Origin of the sequence: Streptomyces lusitanus (genome assembly GCF_042647945.1) — a bacterium.
Classification (GTDB): domain Bacteria; phylum Actinomycetota; class Actinomycetes; order Streptomycetales; family Streptomycetaceae; genus Streptomyces; species Streptomyces pseudogriseolus.
In genome coordinates, this window is record NZ_JBHRWL010000030.1 from 68,492 (window position 1) to 85,411 (window position 16,920).

At 69.6% G+C, this 16,920-nt stretch carries 16 protein-coding genes and 3 tRNA genes; 16 read left to right on the forward strand and 3 right to left on the reverse strand.

Going from position 1 to position 16,920, the window contains the following annotated elements:
* Positions 1–21 precede the first annotated feature (21 nt).
* On the reverse strand, positions 22–1,290 hold the full coding sequence (locus ACFOSY_RS31000; RefSeq protein ID WP_394313332.1) for an amidohydrolase family protein: 1,269 nt from the start codon (positions 1,288–1,290) through the stop codon (positions 22–24).
* A 209-nt stretch (positions 1,291–1,499) separates the two neighbouring features.
* Between ACFOSY_RS31000 and ACFOSY_RS31005 the strand changes: the two genes are divergently transcribed.
* From ACFOSY_RS31005 to ACFOSY_RS31035, 7 genes are all read left to right on the forward strand, one after another.
* Positions 1,500–1,572: transfer RNA gene (locus ACFOSY_RS31005), tRNA-Thr, on the forward strand.
* Between the two features lie 46 nt (positions 1,573–1,618).
* Positions 1,619–1,691: transfer RNA gene (locus ACFOSY_RS31010), tRNA-Met, on the forward strand.
* An 88-nt stretch (positions 1,692–1,779) separates the two neighbouring features.
* Positions 1,780–1,944, forward strand: coding sequence for a 50S ribosomal protein L33 (gene rpmG / locus ACFOSY_RS31015; RefSeq protein ID WP_003948671.1), 165 nt, complete (start codon positions 1,780–1,782; stop codon positions 1,942–1,944).
* Positions 1,945–2,063: 119 nt separating this feature from the next.
* Entirely contained in the window at positions 2,064–2,516 is a 453-nt protein-coding gene (locus ACFOSY_RS31020; RefSeq protein WP_006130613.1) for a MaoC family dehydratase N-terminal domain-containing protein, read from the forward strand.
* 8 nt (positions 2,517–2,524) lie between these two features.
* Positions 2,525–2,953: a MaoC family dehydratase gene (locus tag ACFOSY_RS31025; protein WP_225654515.1), complete on the forward strand. Its 429-nt coding sequence runs from the start codon at positions 2,525–2,527 to the stop codon at positions 2,951–2,953.
* A 97-nt stretch (positions 2,954–3,050) separates the two neighbouring features.
* Positions 3,051–4,112: a UDP-N-acetylmuramate dehydrogenase gene (locus ACFOSY_RS31030; RefSeq protein WP_394313337.1), complete on the forward strand. Its 1,062-nt coding sequence runs from the start codon at positions 3,051–3,053 to the stop codon at positions 4,110–4,112.
* A gap of 70 nt (positions 4,113–4,182) precedes the next feature.
* Entirely contained in the window at positions 4,183–4,902 is a 720-nt protein-coding gene (locus ACFOSY_RS31035; protein WP_394313339.1) for a hypothetical protein, read from the forward strand.
* On the opposite strand, the gene ACFOSY_RS31040 is transcribed toward ACFOSY_RS31035, so the two are convergent.
* Both ACFOSY_RS31040 and ACFOSY_RS31045 read right to left on the reverse strand, forming a co-directional pair.
* The gene (locus ACFOSY_RS31040) at positions 4,847–5,887 is read right to left on the reverse strand and encodes an adenosine deaminase (protein ID WP_394313341.1); all 1,041 of its coding nucleotides are present in this window, start codon (positions 5,885–5,887) and stop codon (positions 4,847–4,849) included. The genes ACFOSY_RS31035 and ACFOSY_RS31040 overlap by 56 nt on opposite strands.
* A 126-nt stretch (positions 5,888–6,013) precedes the next feature.
* Complete coding sequence (locus ACFOSY_RS31045; protein WP_369157640.1) at positions 6,014–7,240, reverse strand: pyridoxal phosphate-dependent aminotransferase; 1,227 nt, start codon at positions 7,238–7,240, stop codon at positions 6,014–6,016.
* Positions 7,241–7,524: 284 nt separating this feature from the next.
* On the opposite strand from ACFOSY_RS31045, the gene ACFOSY_RS31050 reads away from it, so the two are divergent.
* From ACFOSY_RS31050 to rpoB, 9 genes are all read left to right on the forward strand, one after another.
* Positions 7,525–7,597 (forward strand) — tRNA-Trp (locus ACFOSY_RS31050).
* A gap of 108 nt (positions 7,598–7,705) precedes the next feature.
* Complete coding sequence (gene secE, locus ACFOSY_RS31055; RefSeq protein ID WP_225654460.1) at positions 7,706–7,975, forward strand: preprotein translocase subunit SecE; 270 nt, start codon at positions 7,706–7,708, stop codon at positions 7,973–7,975.
* Between the two features lie 80 nt (positions 7,976–8,055).
* Positions 8,056–8,913: a transcription termination/antitermination protein NusG gene (gene nusG, locus ACFOSY_RS31060; RefSeq protein WP_394313346.1), complete on the forward strand. Its 858-nt coding sequence runs from the start codon at positions 8,056–8,058 to the stop codon at positions 8,911–8,913.
* A gap of 178 nt (positions 8,914–9,091) precedes the next feature.
* Positions 9,092–9,526 (forward strand): 50S ribosomal protein L11, encoded by a 435-nt coding sequence (gene rplK, locus ACFOSY_RS31065; protein WP_024883170.1) that lies wholly within the window; start codon positions 9,092–9,094, stop codon positions 9,524–9,526.
* A gap of 82 nt (positions 9,527–9,608) precedes the next feature.
* Positions 9,609–10,334 (forward strand): 50S ribosomal protein L1, encoded by a 726-nt coding sequence (rplA, locus tag ACFOSY_RS31070; protein WP_006130604.1) that lies wholly within the window; start codon positions 9,609–9,611, stop codon positions 10,332–10,334.
* A 168-nt stretch (positions 10,335–10,502) separates the two neighbouring features.
* Positions 10,503–11,444, forward strand: coding sequence for a hypothetical protein (locus tag ACFOSY_RS31075; RefSeq protein ID WP_394313350.1), 942 nt, complete (start codon positions 10,503–10,505; stop codon positions 11,442–11,444).
* 295 nt (positions 11,445–11,739) lie between these two features.
* On the forward strand, positions 11,740–12,270 hold the full coding sequence (gene rplJ / locus ACFOSY_RS31080) for a 50S ribosomal protein L10 (RefSeq protein ID WP_006130602.1): 531 nt from the start codon (positions 11,740–11,742) through the stop codon (positions 12,268–12,270).
* Between the two features lie 114 nt (positions 12,271–12,384).
* A complete protein-coding gene (gene rplL, locus ACFOSY_RS31085) occupies positions 12,385–12,774 on the forward strand; it encodes a 50S ribosomal protein L7/L12 (RefSeq protein ID WP_394313353.1) in 390 nt (129 codons plus the stop codon).
* Between the two features lie 581 nt (positions 12,775–13,355).
* On the forward strand, positions 13,356–16,841 hold the full coding sequence (gene rpoB, locus ACFOSY_RS31090) for a DNA-directed RNA polymerase subunit beta (RefSeq protein WP_394313355.1): 3,486 nt from the start codon (positions 13,356–13,358) through the stop codon (positions 16,839–16,841).
* Positions 16,842–16,920: the final 79 nt, after the last annotated feature.

Below are 16,920 nucleotides of genomic sequence, written 5' to 3' on the forward strand. Positions count from 1 at the left end.
TGAGCCCCCCGCCCGAGCCTCCTACGCCGGCCCCCGCCCCTGCCGCGGCAGCCCCGCCCCCGAGCCCGACGCCTCCGAGTCGCGGTACTCCCGTACCGCGCTCGTGCGGGCGACCACACGCCCCCCGTGCACCACGATCCGGCTGTACGCCAGGGACAGCGCGGCCGGCAGGCCGTCGCCCCGGACCGCCAGCAGGTCGGCCGGGAACCCCGCCTCCACCCGCACCTCCGACAGCCCCATCGCCGCCCGCGCCCGCGTGCTCACCGCCGCGTACGCGTCCTCGGGGGACAGGCCCTGACAGGACGCCAGCAGGTACGCCGCCTCCAGCGGGTCGCCCCGGCCCACCGGGTTCGACACGTCCCGCAGCGAGCCGCTGCCGGCCGCCACCCGTACGCCCGCCGCGCGCAGCAGCCGTACCGGTGCGGCGTCCCGGCCGTCCGCCGCGCCGCAGCCGCCCTGGGGCAGGCACACCACCGTCACCCCGGCCGCCGCGAGCCGGTCCGCCGTACGGGCCGCGACGTCGGAGGGGAGGGCGGACAGCCCCCCGCACGGGCCGAGGGTCACACCGGGGCGCAGGCCGCCCGCCATCGCCGCGAGGCGGGCCAGCCGGGCCGGGTCGGACGCGTCCGTGTGCAGGTCGACGGGCAGGCCGTGCTCGGAGGCCGTCTCCAGCACCGCCTCCACATAGCCCGTGGGATCGGGGTCGAGGTCCGGGCAGCCGCCCACCACGGACGCGCCCATCTTCACCGCGTCCCGCAGCACCGCCAGCCCGTCCGCGCCGGCCGCCCCCGTCAGCACCCTGGGCATCGCCACCGTGGCCAGCTCGGCCAGCCCGCGCAGGGAGCGCGCCGCGCGCAGCACGGCCCGCAGCGCGCCGAGTCCCGCCATGTCCCCCACGCGCACGTGCGCGCGCAGGGCCGTCGCCCCGTGCCCGAGCTGGAGCAGCGCCGCCTCCGTCGCGCGGCGCTGGACGTCCTGGGGGTCGTGGGAGACGGGGCCGGGCTCGTCGGCGGACAGGGCGGTGTCCGCGTGGGCGTGCGGTTCGGCCGGGGCCGGCAGCAGCAGGTAGCCGGTGAGGTCGAGCCGTGCCACGCACGCGCGCGTGGCGTCCGCGACGAGGCTGCCCGCCGTGCCGACGGCCTCGATGCGCCCGCCGCCGAGCCGTACGTCCACGGTCCGGCCGTCGGTGAGGCGGGCGCCGCACAGCAGGAGCGGGGGCGGGCCGGCCGGGCCCGAACCGGAGGGCGAGGACCACGGGTGGGACGGTGGCTGCGGCCGGTTGTCGGGCATCGCGCTCCTGGGGCTCGGGCTGCGCACGAGGACGCACGTCACGCTGAGACAAGATCACGCAGAGTGAGTCGAGCCTAGGACGGCCCTCCGTCCCGCGCCGGGAGGAGCGCAATAGTCGTACCGGTGTGGCCCGTCCGCCCGGGAGGGGGACAGGGGACCGAAACGGATTTGGGCGAACGGCGGCGGACCGTGTAATGTCTTCATCGCTCGCCCCAATAGCTCAGTCGGCAGAGCGTCTCCATGGTAAGGAGAAGGTCAACGGTTCGATTCCGTTTTGGGGCTCTGGTGTGTGAGGTTCCCGCCGTGAGGCGGGGCCCGATCGCATCAAAGCGGTGTAGCTCAGTCGGTAGAGCAAGCGGCTCATAATCGCTGTGTCACCGGTTCAAGTCCGGTCACCGCTACTCTCAGTAGCCGATTGCGGGGTCGGTCCTTCGATCGGCTACTCTTCTTGCGTTAAACAGTCCATCCGTTCGTCTTAGGAGCACTCACGTGGCTGCCACCGACGTCCGCCCGAAGATCACGCTGGCCTGCGTGGAGTGCAAGGAGCGGAACTACATCACCAAGAAGAACCGGCGTAACAACCCGGACCGTCTTGAGATGAAGAAGCACTGCCCGCGTTGCAACGCGCACACCGCGCACCGCGAAACGCGATAAATCAGGCTCGTACACGAGGCCGTCCCCCCACTCGGGGGGCGGCCTCGTGTCGTTTCCCCACCGACACCACACACCGTGAGACATGTCGGTTCCGGACCGACACAGGAGGTGCCGCGCGCATGGCGCTCGACCAGTCCTTCGTGGGGCGGACCTACCCGCCCACCGAGCCCTACGAGGTGGGCCGCGAGAAGATCCGCGAGTTCGCCGAGGCGGTGGGGGACGCCAACCCGGCGTACACGGACACGGAGGCGGCCAAGGCGCTCGGCCACCCCGACGTGATCGCCCCGCCGACCTTTGTGTTCGCCATCACGTTCAAGGCCGCCGGCCAGGTGATCGCCGACCCGCAGCTCGGCCTCGACTACAGCCGGGTGGTGCACGGCGACCAGAAGTTCGCCTACAAGCGCCCGGTGCGCGCGGGCGACCGGCTCACGGTCACCTCCACCATCGAGACCATCCGCACGATGGCGGGCAACGACATACTGGACGTCCGCGGCGAGGTGCACGACCAGAACGGCGAGCACGTCGTGACCGCCTGGACCAAGCTGGTGGCCCGCGCGGCCGAGGAGGCGTGAACCACACCATGACGGCGAAGATCTCCTACGCCGACGTCGAGGTCGGCACCGAGCTGCCCGCGCAGACGTTCCCCGTGACCCGCGCCACCCTTGTCCAGTACGCGGGCGCCTCCGGCGACTTCAACCCCATCCACTGGAACGAGCGGTTCGCCAAGGAGGTCGGCCTGCCCGACGTCATCGCGCACGGCATGTTCACCATGGCCGAGGCGATCCGCGTGGTCACCGACTGGGCGGGCGACCCGGGCGCGGTCGTCGAGTACGGCGTCCGCTTCACCCGCCCCGTCGTCGTGCCCGACGACGACAAGGGCGCCGTCATCGAGGTCAGCGGCAAGGTCGCCGCCAAGCTCGACGACAACACGGTCCGCGTGGACCTCACCGCGACCAGCGCCGGACAGAAGGTCCTCGGCGCCTCGCGGGCGGTCGTCCGCCTGGCCTGAGCCGGGCCGCCGCGGCGGCGGGGGAGCGGCGACGGGGGAGCGGGGACGGGGGAGCGGGGACGGAGAGCCGAGGCGGCCGTCTCGTAGTCTTGAGCCCGTGCAGGAACTCCACGACGCTCCCCTCGCCCCGCTGACCACCTTCCGGCTGGGCGGCCCCGCCGCCCGGCTGGTCACCGCGACCACCGACGACGAGGTGATCGCCGCCGTCCGCGAGGCCGACGCCGCCGGCACCCCGCTGCTGGTCATCGGCGGCGGCTCCAACCTGGTCATCGGCGACAAGGGCTTCGACGGCACCGCCCTCGTCGTCGCCACCAAGGGCGTCACCCTCGACGGCACCGGCCTGGAGCTGGCCGCCGGCGAGGTGTGGACCGACGCCGTCGCGGCGAGCGTGGAGGCCGGACTCGCCGGCATCGAGTGCCTGGCCGGAATCCCCGGCTCCGCCGGCGCCACCCCCATCCAGAACGTGGGCGCGTACGGCCAGGAGGTCGCCTCGACGATCACCGAGGTCGTCGCCTACGACCGGCGCTCCGGCGAGACCGTCACGCTCTCCAACGAGGAGTGCGCCTTCTCCTACCGGCACAGCCGCTTCAAGGCCGACCCCGAGCGGTACGTCGTCCTGCGCGTCCGCTTCCGGCTGGAGGACGCCGGCGGGATGTCCGGCCCGGTCAAGTACGCCGAGACCGCCCGCGTGCTCGGCGTCGCGCCCGGCGAGCGGGTGCCGCTGGCCACCGCCCGCGACACGGTGCTGAAGCTCCGCGCAGGCAAGGGCATGGTGCTGGACCCCGAGGACCACGACACCTGGTCGGCCGGCTCCTTCTTCACCAACCCGATCCTCGACGACGAGACGTTCGCCGCATTCCGTACGCGTGTGCGGGAGCGGTTGGGCGAGGACGTCGAGCCGCCCGCCTACCCCGCCGGCGAGGGGCGCACCAAGACCTCCGCGGCCTGGCTGATCGACAAGGCCGGCTTCACCAAGGGGTACGGCAGCGGACCCGCCCGCATCTCCACCAAGCACACCCTCGCCCTCACCAACCGCGGCGACGCCATGACGGAAGACCTGCTGGCGCTGGCCCGCGAGGTCGTGGCGGGCGTCCGGGACGCGTTCGGGGTCACCCTGGTCAACGAGCCGGTCATGGTCGGCGTCGGCCTGGAGCCGTAAAACTCCGTTGCCGCGCCCGGCCCCTCGCGCGTATCCCTGACGTCATGAGGACGTCGATGAGGGAGCATCCGTGCGGCTGAGGGTCGAGGAGTTCCGGCCGCGCGCCGGGCGCTACGCCTTCCGGGTCGTCCAGCCGCGCCCCGCGCTGCGGCACACCACGCTCAGCGACCCGCTGCGCGACTGGGGCTACCTGGTCGGGGACCACGACGGACTGGCCCGCCTCGCCGGGCTGTTCTCCTTCGCGGCGTACTCCCCGCACACGGTCGTCCACGTCCCGCTCCGGCGAAGCGTGCCCCGGGACTACGCCCCGGGCGTGCCCGTCGACCTGGTGCTCGCCCACCAGTCGCTCGGACTGCGGCCCTCCGTGTGGCCCGCCCTGCGCCGCGGACTCACCCACGGCATCCCGGGGACCGTCCGCACCGACGAACGGCGCACCGCGCGCCACGGCTCGGCCTGGGAGGAACGCTGGGAGCGGCGCTGGGACCGCCTGCCCCGGGCCGACCGCATCCAGCCCGCCGTCCACGCCCGGACGCTGTTCCTGTCCGGCGCGCGGGACACCTTCGCCGCCGCGTCCCTGCAACTCGCCTGGGCGGCCGGTGTCGGCCCGCTCAGCAAGAGGGCGGGCATGGGGTACGACGTGCTCAGCGCCTCGCTCACCACGCTGCTGCCCCTGTCCCGGGGGCGGGGGACGGAGCTGGACATCGGCTTCCAGGCGTATCCGCCCCTGGCCCACTTCAGACGACCGGGGCGGCCAGCCAGGCGTCGACGTCCGACAGCAGTGTGGCCTTGACGTCCTCGGGCGCCGCCGAGCCCCGGACCGACTGCCGGGCCAGCTCGGCCAGCTCCGCGTCCGTGAAGTCGTGGTGCCGGCGCGCGATCTCGTACTGCGCCGCCAGCCGGGAGCCGAACAGCAGCGGGTCGTCCGCGCCCAGCGCCATCGGCACACCCGCCTCGAACAGCGTGCGCAGCGGCACGTCCTCCGGCTTGTCGTACACGCCGAGGGCGACGTTCGACGCCGGGCACACCTCGCAGGTGACGCCCCGGTCCGCGAGCCGCTTCATCAGCCGCGGATCGTCCGCCGCCCGCACCCCGTGACCGATCCGGTGCGCCTCCAGGTCGTCCAGGCAGTCCCGCACCGACGCGGGGCCCGCCAGCTCGCCGCCGTGCGGCGCCGACAGCAGCCCGCCGTCGCGCGCGATGGCGAAGGCCCGGTCGAAGTCGCGCGCCATGCCGCGCCGTTCGTCGTTGGAGAGGCCGAAGCCGACGATCCCCCGGTCGGCGTAGCGCACGGCGAGGCGGGCCAGCGTGCGGGCGTCCAGGGGGTGCTTCATCCGGTTGGCGGCCACCAGGACCCGCATGCCGAGCCCGGTGTCGCGGGACGCCGCGTCCACGGCGTCGAGGATGACCTCCAGCGCCGGGATCAGCCCGCCCAGCCGGGGCGCGTACGAGGTCGGGTCGACCTGGATCTCCAGCCAGCGCGAGCCGTCCTTCAGGTCCTCCTCGGCCGCCTCCCGCACCAGGCGCTGGATGTCCTCCGCCGACCTGATGCACGAGCGTGCCGCGTCGTACAGGCGCTGGAAGCGGAACCAGCCGCGCTCGTCCGTGGCCCGTAGCCGCGGCGGTTCCCCGCCGGTCAGGGCGTCGGTCAGCGCCTCGGGGAGTCGCACCCCGTACCTGTCGGCCAGTTCCAGCAGGGTGCCGGGCCGCATGGACCCGGTGAAATGCAGATGCAGATGGGCCTTCGGCAGCTCAGAGACATCACGTACACGCTCCATTCCAGGATCCTGCCGTACGTCACGGCCGTCCCGGTAGCGCTTTCCCCGTACGTGGTCTTGCTCGCACAGACGAACGGGGGCACCCAGGACTGTCCTGGGCGCCCCCGGAGCGGAACGGAAGGGACGTCAGTCGCGCGCCTCCGCCAGCAGCTTCTGGATCCGGCTCACGCCCTCGACGAGGTCCTCGTCGCCCAGCGCGTAGGACAGCCGCAGGTATCCCGGTGTGCCGAACGCCTCACCCGGGACCACCGCGACCTCGGCCTCCTCCAGGATCAGCGCGGCCAGCTCCACGGTGTCCTGCGGGCGCTTGCCGCGGATCTCCTTGCCGATCAGCGCCTTCACCGACGGGTAGGCGTAGAACGCGCCCTCGGGCTCGGGGCAGACCACGCCGTCGATCTCGTTGAGCATCCGCACGATGGTCTTCCGGCGCCGGTCGAACGCCTCACGCATCGCCGCGACCGCGTCCAGGTCGCCGGAGACGGCGGCGAGGGCGGCGGCCTGCGCGACGTTCGACACGTTGGACGTGGCGTGCGACTGGAGGTTGGTCGCGGCCTTCACGACGTCCTTCGGGCCGATGACCCAGCCGACCCGCCAGCCGGTCATGGCATAGGTCTTGGCGACGCCGTTGACCACGACGCACTTGTCGCGCAGCTCGGGCAGGAGCGCCGGCAGCGAGACGGAGACGGCGTCGCCGTACACCAGGTGCTCGTAGATCTCGTCGGTGAGCACCCACAGGCCGTGCTCGACGGCCCAGCGGCCGATGGCCTCGGTCTCGGCCTCGCCGTAGACCGCGCCGGTCGGGTTGGACGGGGAGACGAAGAGGACGACCTTCGTCTTCTCCGTGCGGGCCGCCTCCAGCTGCTCGACGCTCACCCGGTAGCCGGTGGTCTCGTCGGCGACGACCTCCACCGGGACACCGCCCGCGAGCCGGATCGACTCGGGGTACGTCGTCCAGTACGGCGCCGGGACGATGACCTCGTCGCCCGGGTCGAGGATCGCGGCGAAGGCCTCGTAGATGGCCTGCTTGCCGCCGTTGGTGACCAGGATCTGGGAGGGGTCGACCTCGTAGCCGGAGTCGCGCAGCGTCTTGGCGGCGATCGCCTGCTTCAGCTCGGGCAGACCGCCGGCCGGGGTGTACCGGTGGTACTTCGGGTTCTTGCAGGCCTCGATCGCGGCCTCGACGATGTAGTCGGGTGTCGGGAAGTCGGGCTCACCGGCGCCGAAGCCGATCACCGGTCGCCCGGCGGCCTTGAGGGCCTTGGCCTTGGCGTCCACGGCGAGGGTGGCGGACTCGGAGATCGCGCCGACTCGGGCGGAGACCCGGCGCTCGGTGGGAGGGGTTGCAGCGCTCATGAGGCCCATCGTTCCAGACACGAAACACGGACGGCACAGCGGTTTCACGGACTGAACAACACCGGGCAAAGGGTGGAACACCAGTCCGGTTCACGCGTCCGCGAGCCGGGCCCGCCAGGACGATCACCGTCCTTCCGTGGCCGGTGCGTCCCCTCCCAGGCACTTTCTGTTCGACGCCCGGCCCAGGAACACGTACACTCTCACCTCGTTGGCCTTCAGCGGCCCGCACTCAGCCGGTGCACACCAAGCTTCCGGCCGGATGCGGTACGTTGGGGGACGCACAAAGGGTCGTAGCTCAATTGGTAGAGCACTGGTCTCCAAAACCAGCGGTTGGGGGTTCAAGTCCCTCCGGCCCTGCTACACACACCTTCGCCAGGATGTGTGCGCATGTACGTACAGCAATGCACCGCCGTGCGGCTCAGACCGGGCGCGGCACGGCCACGACCCGGAATCAGGTGAGGACGAGTGACGGACGCCGTGGGCTCCATCGACATGCCTGATGCCCAGGAGCAGAAGCCCCGCAAGGGCGGCAAGCGTGCCAAGAAGGGCCCCCTGAAGCGTCTCGCGCTCTTCTACCGCCAGATCGTCGCGGAACTCCGCAAGGTCGTCTGGCCCACTCGCAACCAGCTGACGTCGTACACGACCGCGGTCATCGTCTTCGTGGTGCTGATGATCGGCCTGGTGACCCTGATCGACTATGGCCTCAGCAACGCCGCCAAGTACGTCTTCGGCTGATCCCCGAGCGAAGAGCGCCGAGGTACCCGGCGCTCCTTTCGCATGTTCCACCCCTATGTATCCAGGAAGAAGCAGCCACCGTGTCTGACCCGAACGTGAACGACGCCGTCGAGCCTTACGGCGAAGGGGCCGAGTCCGCCGAGGACGCGCTCGCCGCCGTCGAGGGCGCGGACGTCGAGGACACCGAGGCCTCCGCCGAGGCCGAGGCTGCCGACACCACCGACGCCGAGGCCGACGAGGCCGCGGACGAGAAGTCCGCCGACGCCGAGGAAGAGGCCGACGAGGCCGCGGAAGAGGCCGAGGCCGAGCCGGAGGACGACCGGGACCCGGTCGAGAAGCTCCGCGAGGAACTGCGGTCCCTGCCCGGCGAGTGGTACGTCATCCACACCTACGCGGGTTACGAGAACCGCGTGAAGACCAACCTCGAGCAGCGCGCCGTGTCGCTGAACGTCGAGGACTACATCTTCCAGGCCGAGGTGCCGCAGGAAGAGGTCGTCCAGATCAAGAACGGCGACCGCAAGACGATCAAGCAGAACAAGCTCCCGGGCTACGTCCTGGTCCGCATGGACCTGACGAACGAGTCCTGGGGCGTCGTCCGCAACACCCCCGGCGTGACCGGCTTCGTGGGCAACGCCTACGACCCGTACCCGCTGACGCTGGACGAGATCGTCAAGATGCTCGCCCCGGAGGCCGAGGAGAAGGCCGCCCGCGAGGCCGCCGAGGCCGAGGGCAAGCCGGCTCCGCAGCGCAAGGTCGAGGTCCAGGTGCTGGACTTCGAGGTCGGCGACTCGGTCACCGTCACCGACGGCCCGTTCGCCACGCTCCAGGCGACCATCAACGAGATCAACCCGGACTCCAAGAAGGTCAAGGGCCTGGTGGAGATCTTCGGCCGCGAGACGCCGGTCGAGCTCTCCTTCGACCAGATCCAGAAGAACTAGCCCTTCCGGACCGGCTGGCACACAGCTTCCGCGCAGGTCAGGCGAACGCTCGCGCGTACGTCTGACCTGCTCGGTTTTTGGCCGCGCATCCATACCCGTTATCGTTGTGCGGTATGCCTGCGTCCTGGATGTTTCCGGGACACGGGCAGGACCCGAATTCGAAAGGACCCGGAGAGCCATGCCTCCCAAGAAGAAGAAGGTCACGGGGCTCATCAAGCTCCAGATCCAGGCCGGTGCCGCGAACCCGGCCCCGCCGGTCGGCCCCGCGCTGGGCCAGCACGGCGTGAACATCATGGAGTTCTGCAAGGCCTACAACGCCGCGACCGAGTCGCAGCGCGGCTGGGTCATCCCGGTGGAGATCACGGTCTACGAGGACCGTTCCTTCACCTTCATCACCAAGACCCCGCCGGCCGCGAAGATGATCCTCAAGGCCGCGGGCGTGGAGAAGGGCTCCGGCGAGCCGCACAAGACCAAGGTCGCGAAGATCACCGCCGACCAGGTCCGTGAGATCGCCACGACCAAGATGCCCGACCTCAACGCCAACGACCTGGACGCCGCGTCGAAGATCATCGCCGGCACCGCCCGCTCCATGGGCATCACGGTCGAGGGCTGACCTCCACCCCCGTAAGCCAAGCAGTAGTGGCAGGGCCTGCTCGGCCCGGACCACGACTCCTCGAAACGCACAGGAGCTTTCAGTGAGCAAGCGCAGCAAGTCTCTCCGCGCTGCGGACGCCAAGATCGACCGGGAGAAGCTGTACGCCCCGCTCGAGGCCGTCCGTCTCGCCAAGGAGACGTCCACGACCAAGTTCGACGGCACCGTCGAGGTCGCCTTCCGTCTGGGTGTCGACCCGCGCAAGGCCGACCAGATGGTCCGTGGCACCGTGAACCTCCCGCACGGCACCGGTAAGACCGCCCGGGTCCTGGTCTTCGCGACCGGTGACCGTGCCGAGGCCGCGCGTGCCGCGGGCGCCGACATCGTCGGCGCCGACGAGCTGATCGACGAGGTGTCGAAGGGCCGTCTGGACTTCGACGCCGTCGTCGCCACCCCGGACCTCATGGGCAAGGTCGGCCGCCTGGGCCGCGTGCTCGGTCCCCGCGGTCTGATGCCGAACCCGAAGACCGGCACCGTGACCCCGGACGTCACCAAGGCCGTCAACGACATCAAGGGCGGCAAGATCGAGTTCCGTGTCGACAAGCACGCGAACCTGCACTTCATCATCGGCAAGACGTCCTTCGACGACACCAAGCTGGTGGAGAACTACGGCGCGGCCCTGGAGGAGATCCTCCGTCTGAAGCCGTCCGCCGCCAAGGGTCGCTACATCAAGAAGGCCGCCGTCAGCACCACGATGGGCCCCGGCATTCCGCTCGACCCGAACCGCACCCGCAACCTCCTCGTCGAGGAGGACCCGGCCGCCGTCTGAGCCGGGTGAGCCGGCCGACGGGCCGGTGCGCGCACGCGTGAAGAACCCGTCCCCATGCCCAACTCGGGTGTGGGGGCGGGTTTTTTCGTACGCGTGTGTCGGTGGCGTCCGCTACGGTTCACAGGAATCACACAAGTGGTGCGGAGAGACAGCAGGGGTGGGATCGGTATGGCCATGGCCGCATGGAAGCGCGCGGGTGTCTGTCTGACGGCCGCGGCGGTCGTCGTGGGCCTCGCGGGGTGCCAGGACGGTGACGGCGGGGGGAGCAAGAAGAAGGCCGGCGCCTCCTCCGGCTCCGCGGCCCAGTCGCGGACCGAGGCGGCAGAGGTGCTCCAGGCCGCGTTCAAGAAGACGTCCGAGGCGAAGTCCTCGAAGGTGCGGATGACCATCGAGACGTCCGGGGCCGCCGCGCAGGGCGGCACCATGGAGATGTCCGGGGTGCAGGGCTGGGACCCGGCGGTCATGGACGTCACCATGAAGGGCGGCGGGTTCGCCGCCGCCGGTCCCGGGGCCCCCGAGCAGATGCGCGTGATCATGCTCGACGGCGTCATGTACATGGACATGGGCGCCGAGCAGGCCGCGGAGATGGACGGCAAGCGCTGGGTGAAGATGGACTTCAAGGCCCTCGCCGACGCGACGGGCGACCCGAAGATCCAGAAGCAGATGACCGGCGGCCTGGAGAACATGAACCAGGACCCGGCGCAGCAGCTCGCCCTGCTGCTGGAGTCGCCGAGCCTGAAGCACGTGGGCCCCGAGAAGGTCGACGGCGTGGAGGCGCAGCACTACAAGGGCACGCTCAGCTTCGAGGAGATGATCGACGCCAACACCTCCTTCGACCTGCTCTCGAAGGAGGAGCGGGACGAGCTCGTCGCCACGGCCGAGAAGTCGGGGATGAAGGGCTACGACACCGAGATCTGGGTCAACGAGGACGACCTCCCGGTCAAGATGGTGGTCGGCATGACCATGGCCCAGGGCACGACGAAGATGACCTCGCACTTCTCGGACTACGGCGCCAAGGTTGAGGTCGAGGCCCCGCCGGCCGGCGAGACCTTCGACTTCATGGAGATGCTCGAGGAGCTTCAGTCGCTGGGCGCCGGCGGGACCGCCTAGGACGGCCCCCGGGCCGATTTGCCTGGCGCCGACCCCGTCCCGTACTCTTCCGGGGAAGCCAAAGACCGCTGGTCGTTGCCGTGCGCTCGCAAGAGGGTGCGGTGGCCGAAGGATCCGCTGAACTGCGGACGACCCGCGCAGGTGACAGTGGAAGAGTTCCCGGTGGGCCGCAGCCGTGAGGCGCGGAGAACCGGTCGAGCTTCGCCCCGTGCGCCTGCGCCCGGGGCGTTTCGTTTTCCCCAGTCCTCCTTCGGGTCCGCGCGGTCCGAATCACCCGGAAGGAGGCCGAGGCTCTATGGCGAGGCCCGACAAGGCTGCCGCGGTTGCCGAGCTGACGGACAAGTTCCGCAGCTCCAACGCCGCCGTGCTGACCGAGTACCGCGGTCTCACCGTGGCGCAGCTCAAGACGCTGCGCCGTTCGCTCGGTGAGAACGCCCAGTACGCCGTGGTGAAGAACACGCTGACCAAGATTGCGGCCAACGAGGCCGGGATCACGCTCGACGACCAGCTCTTCGCTGGCCCGACGGCGGTCGCCTTCGTCACCGGTGACCCGGTGGAGTCGGCGAAGGGTCTTCGTGACTTCGCCAAGGACAACCCGAATCTCGTCATCAAGGGCGGTGTCCTTGACGGCAAGGCGCTGTCCGCCGACGAGATCAAGAAGCTCGCGGACCTCGAGTCCCGCGAGGTGCTGCTCTCCAAGCTGGCCGGTGCCTTCAAGGCGAAGCAGTCCCAGGCTGCCTCCGTCTTCCAGGCGCTGCCGTCGAAGCTCGTCCGCACCGTGGACGCGCTCCGTGCCAAGCAGGACGAGCAGGGCGGTGCCGAGTAATTCGGCTCGCTTTCCGGCCCTCGCCGCATGACGTGAGGGCCGTTGCGGGCCCGAGTAACGCCCGCCTCACCCAGTACACCCGGCACCTGCCGATTTAGTGGAAGGACCGCCATCATGGCGAAGCTCACCCAGGACGAGCTGCTGGCCCAGTTCGAGGAGATGACCCTCATCGAGCTCTCCGAGTTCGTGAAGGCCTTCGAGGACAAGTTCGACGTCACCGCCGCCGCGGCCGCCCCGGTCGTCGTCGCCGGTGGTGCCGCCGGTGGCGCCGCCGCCGAGGCCGTCGAGGAGAAGGACGAGTTCGACGTCGTCCTCACCGGCGCCGGCGACAAGAAGATCCAGGTCATCAAGGTCGTGCGCGAGCTGACCTCCCTGGGTCTGAAGGAGGCCAAGGACCTCGTCGACGGCACCCCGAAGCCGGTCCTCGAGAAGGTCAACAAGGAAGCCGCCGACAAGGCCAAGGAGGCCCTCGAGGGCGCCGGCGCCTCCGTCGAGGTCAAGTAAGACCTTCCGGGTCCGCAAGGATCCGTCACGCGCCTTCGCGGGCGTGTAACGCTCATGTGCCGAGGAGCGATCATCCATCCGGGTGGTCGCTCTTCGGCGTATCGGGGGGTCGGCCGCGACCGCCTTGCACCCGGGACGGCGGGGGGTATGGTGATCTTCGTTGCGCCTCCGAGGGGCCGCGGAGATGAGCCGGACGGCGGCGGTTCGGGCAAGGGGGGCCCTTGACGAACCGCACGCAGCGCGCAATTCTCAGGACGCGTCGTCACAAGGATCCGAATCCGAGGCATGGATCGACGGCAAAGAGGGCAGTATCACCGTGCGTTGAGGGCAGCGCCTTGCCGCAGGAGTTGATGACAACGAGGGCCTCCAACCGGTCTCGTACACCGCACTGGACATCAGTGTGCCAAGTGGCTACACTGACCCTTTGCGCTGCCTGTTAGCTGTCCCCTGCCCGTCACCAGGGGCATGCCCTCACTCGAGCATGGACGACCGGATCATCTCCGACCTGGAATGTCCGTCTCTGCGCCCAGTGGGGGGCCGGTACGCGCGTAGTGAGTCCGAGCCCTCGGAAGGACCCCCTCTTGGCCGCCTCGCGCAACGCCTCGACCGCGAATACGAACAACGGCGCCAGCACCGCCCCGCTGCGCATCTCCTTTGCAAAGATCAAGGAGCCCCTCGAGGTTCCGAACCTTCTCGCGCTGCAGACCGAGAGCTTTGACTGGCTGCTCGGCAACGACGCGTGGAAGGCTCGCGTCGAGGAGGCTCTCGAGAACGGGCACGACGTCCCCACCAAGTCCGGTCTGGAGGAGATCTTCGAAGAGATCTCCCCGATCGAGGACTTCTCCGGGTCGATGTCGCTGACCTTCCGCGACCACCGCTTCGAGCCGCCGAAGAACTCCATCGACGAGTGCAAGGAGCGCGACTTCACGTACGCGGCCCCGCTCTTCGTCACCGCCGAGTTCACCAACAACGAGACCGGCGAGATCAAGTCCCAGACCGTCTTCATGGGCGACTTCCCGCTCATGACGAACAAGGGCACCTTCGTCATCAACGGCACCGAGCGTGTCGTGGTGTCCCAGCTGGTGCGCTCGCCCGGCGTCTACTTCGACTCCTCCATCGACAAGACGTCCGACAAGGACATCTTCTCCGCCAAGATCATCCCGTCCCGGGGCGCCTGGCTGGAGATGGAGATCGACAAGCGCGACATGGTCGGTGTGCGCATCGACCGCAAGCGCAAGCAGTCCGTCACCGTGCTTCTGAAGGCGCTCGGCTGGACCACCGAGCAGATCCTCGAGGAGTTCGGCGAGTACGAGTCCATGCGCGCCACCCTGGAGAAGGACCACACCCAGGGCCAGGACGACGCGCTGCTCGACATCTACCGCAAGCTGCGTCCGGGCGAGCCCCCCACCCGTGAGGCCGCGCAGACGCTGCTCGAGAACCTCTACTTCAACCCCAAGCGCTACGACCTCGCCAAGGTCGGCCGCTACAAGGTGAACAAGAAGCTCGGCGGCGACCAGCCGCTCGACGCCGGCGTGCTCACCACCGACGACATCATCGCCACGATCAAGTACCTGGTGAAGCTGCACGCCGGTGAGACCGAGACGGTCGGCGAGTCGGGCCGCGCGATCATCGTCGAGACCGACGACATCGACCACTTCGGCAACCGCCGCATCCGTAACGTCGGCGAGCTGATCCAGAACCAGGTCCGTACGGGTCTCGCCCGTATGGAGCGCGTCGTGCGCGAGCGCATGACCACCCAGGACGTCGAGGCGATCACGCCGCAGACCCTGATCAACATCCGGCCGGTCGTCGCCTCCATCAAGGAGTTCTTCGGCACCAGCCAGCTGTCCCAGTTCATGGACCAGAACAACCCGCTGTCGGGGCTGACGCACAAGCGTCGTCTGAACGCCCTCGGCCCGGGTGGTCTCTCCCGTGAGCGGGCCGGCTTCGAGGTCCGTGACGTGCACCCGTCGCACTACGGCCGCATGTGCCCGATCGAGACGCCGGAAGGCCCGAACATCGGTCTGATCGGTTCGCTCGCCTCCTACGGGCGGATCAACCCGTTCGGCTTCATCGAGACGCCGTACCGCAAGGTCGTCGACGGCCAGGTCACCGACGAGGTGGACTACCTGACCGCCGACGAGGAGGACCGCTTCGTCATCGCGCAGGCCAACGCGCCGCTCAACGACGACATGCGCTTCGTCGAGAACCGCATCCTGGTCCGCCGCCGCGGCGGCGAGGTCGACTACGTCCCCGGCGACGAGGTCGACTACATGGACGTCTCGCCGCGCCAGATGGTGTCGGTCGCGACCGCCATGATCCCGTTCCTCGAGCACGACGACGCCAACCGTGCCCTCATGGGCGCGAACATGATGCGCCAGGCCGTGCCGCTCATCAAGAGCGAGGCCCCGCTCGTCGGCACCGGCATGGAGTACCGCTCCGCCGTCGACGCCGGCGACGTGGTCAAGGCGGAGAAGGCGGGTGTGGTCCAGGAGGTCTCCGCGGACTACATCACCACGGCCAACGACGACGGCACGTACATCACGTACCGCCTGGCCAAGTTCTCCCGCTCCAACCAGGGCACCTCGGTCAACCAGAAGGTCATCGTCTCCGAGGGCGACCGCGTCGTCGAGGGCCAGGTCCTCGCCGACGGTCCGGCCACCCAGAACGGCGAGATGGCGCTGGGCAAGAACCTGCTCGTGGCGTTCATGCCGTGGGAGGGTCACAACTACGAGGACGCGATCATCCTGTCGCAGCGCCTCGTGCAGGACGACGTCCTCTCCTCGATCCACATCGAGGAGCACGAGGTCGACGCCCGTGACACCAAGCTCGGCCCCGAGGAGATCACCCGGGACATCCCGAACGTCTCCGAGGAGGTCCTCGCCGACCTCGACGAGCGCGGCATCATCCGCATCGGCGCCGAGGTCATCGCCGGCGACATCCTCGTCGGCAAGGTCACGCCCAAGGGCGAGACCGAGCTGACGCCCGAGGAGCGCCTGCTGCGCGCGATCTTCGGTGAGAAGGCCCGTGAGGTCCGTGACACCTCGCTGAAGGTGCCGCACGGCGAGACCGGCAAGGTCATCGGCGTCCGCGTCTTCGACCGCGAGGAGGGCGACGAGCTTCCCCCCGGTGTGAACCAGCTGGTGCGCGTGTACGTGGCGCAGAAGCGCAAGATCACCGACGGTGACAAGCTCGCCGGCCGTCACGGCAACAAGGGCGTCATCTCCAAGATCCTGCCCATCGAGGACATGCCGTTCCTCGAGGACGGGACCCCGGTCGACATCATCCTCAACCCGCTGGGTGTGCCGTCCCGAATGAACCCGGGACAGGTGCTGGAGATCCACCTCGGCTGGCTCGCCAGCCGCGGCTGGGACGTCTCCGGCCTCGCGGAGGAGTGGGCGCAGCGGCTCCAGGCCATCGGCGCCGACAAGGTCGAGCCCGGCACCAACGTCGCCACCCCGGTCTTCGACGGTGCGCGTGAGGACGAGCTCGCGGGTCTGCTCCAGCACACCATCCCGAACCGCGACGGCGAGCGCATGGTGCTCCCGACCGGTAAGGCGCGGCTGTTCGACGGCCGCAGCGGTGAGCCGTTCCCGGACCCGATCTCGGTCGGCTACATGTACATCCTGAAGCTGCACCACCTGGTCGACGACAAGCTGCACGCCCGTTCGACCGGTCCGTACTCCATGATCACCCAGCAGCCGCTGGGTGGTAAGGCTCAGTTCGGTGGCCAGCGGTTCGGCGAGATGGAGGTGTGGGCACTCGAGGCGTACGGCGCCGCCTACGCGCTCCAGGAGCTGCTGACCATCAAGTCCGACGACGTCACCGGCCGCGTGAAGGTCTACGAGGCCATCGTCAAGGGCGAGAACATCCCCGAGCCCGGCATCCCCGAGTCCTTCAAGGTCCTCATCAAGGAGATGCAGTCCCTGTGCCTGAACGTGGAGGTGCTGTCCAGCGACGGCATGTCCATCGAGATGCGCGACACCGACGAGGACGTCTTCCGCGCTGCGGAGGAGCTTGGCATCGACCTGTCCCGGCGCGAGCCGAGCAGCGTCGAAGAGGTCTGACGGGAGTCCGGCGGCCTTCGTCATGAAGGCCGCCGGCCCCAGGACCCCCGTATCAGACCCCATGACTTACAACCCTGAG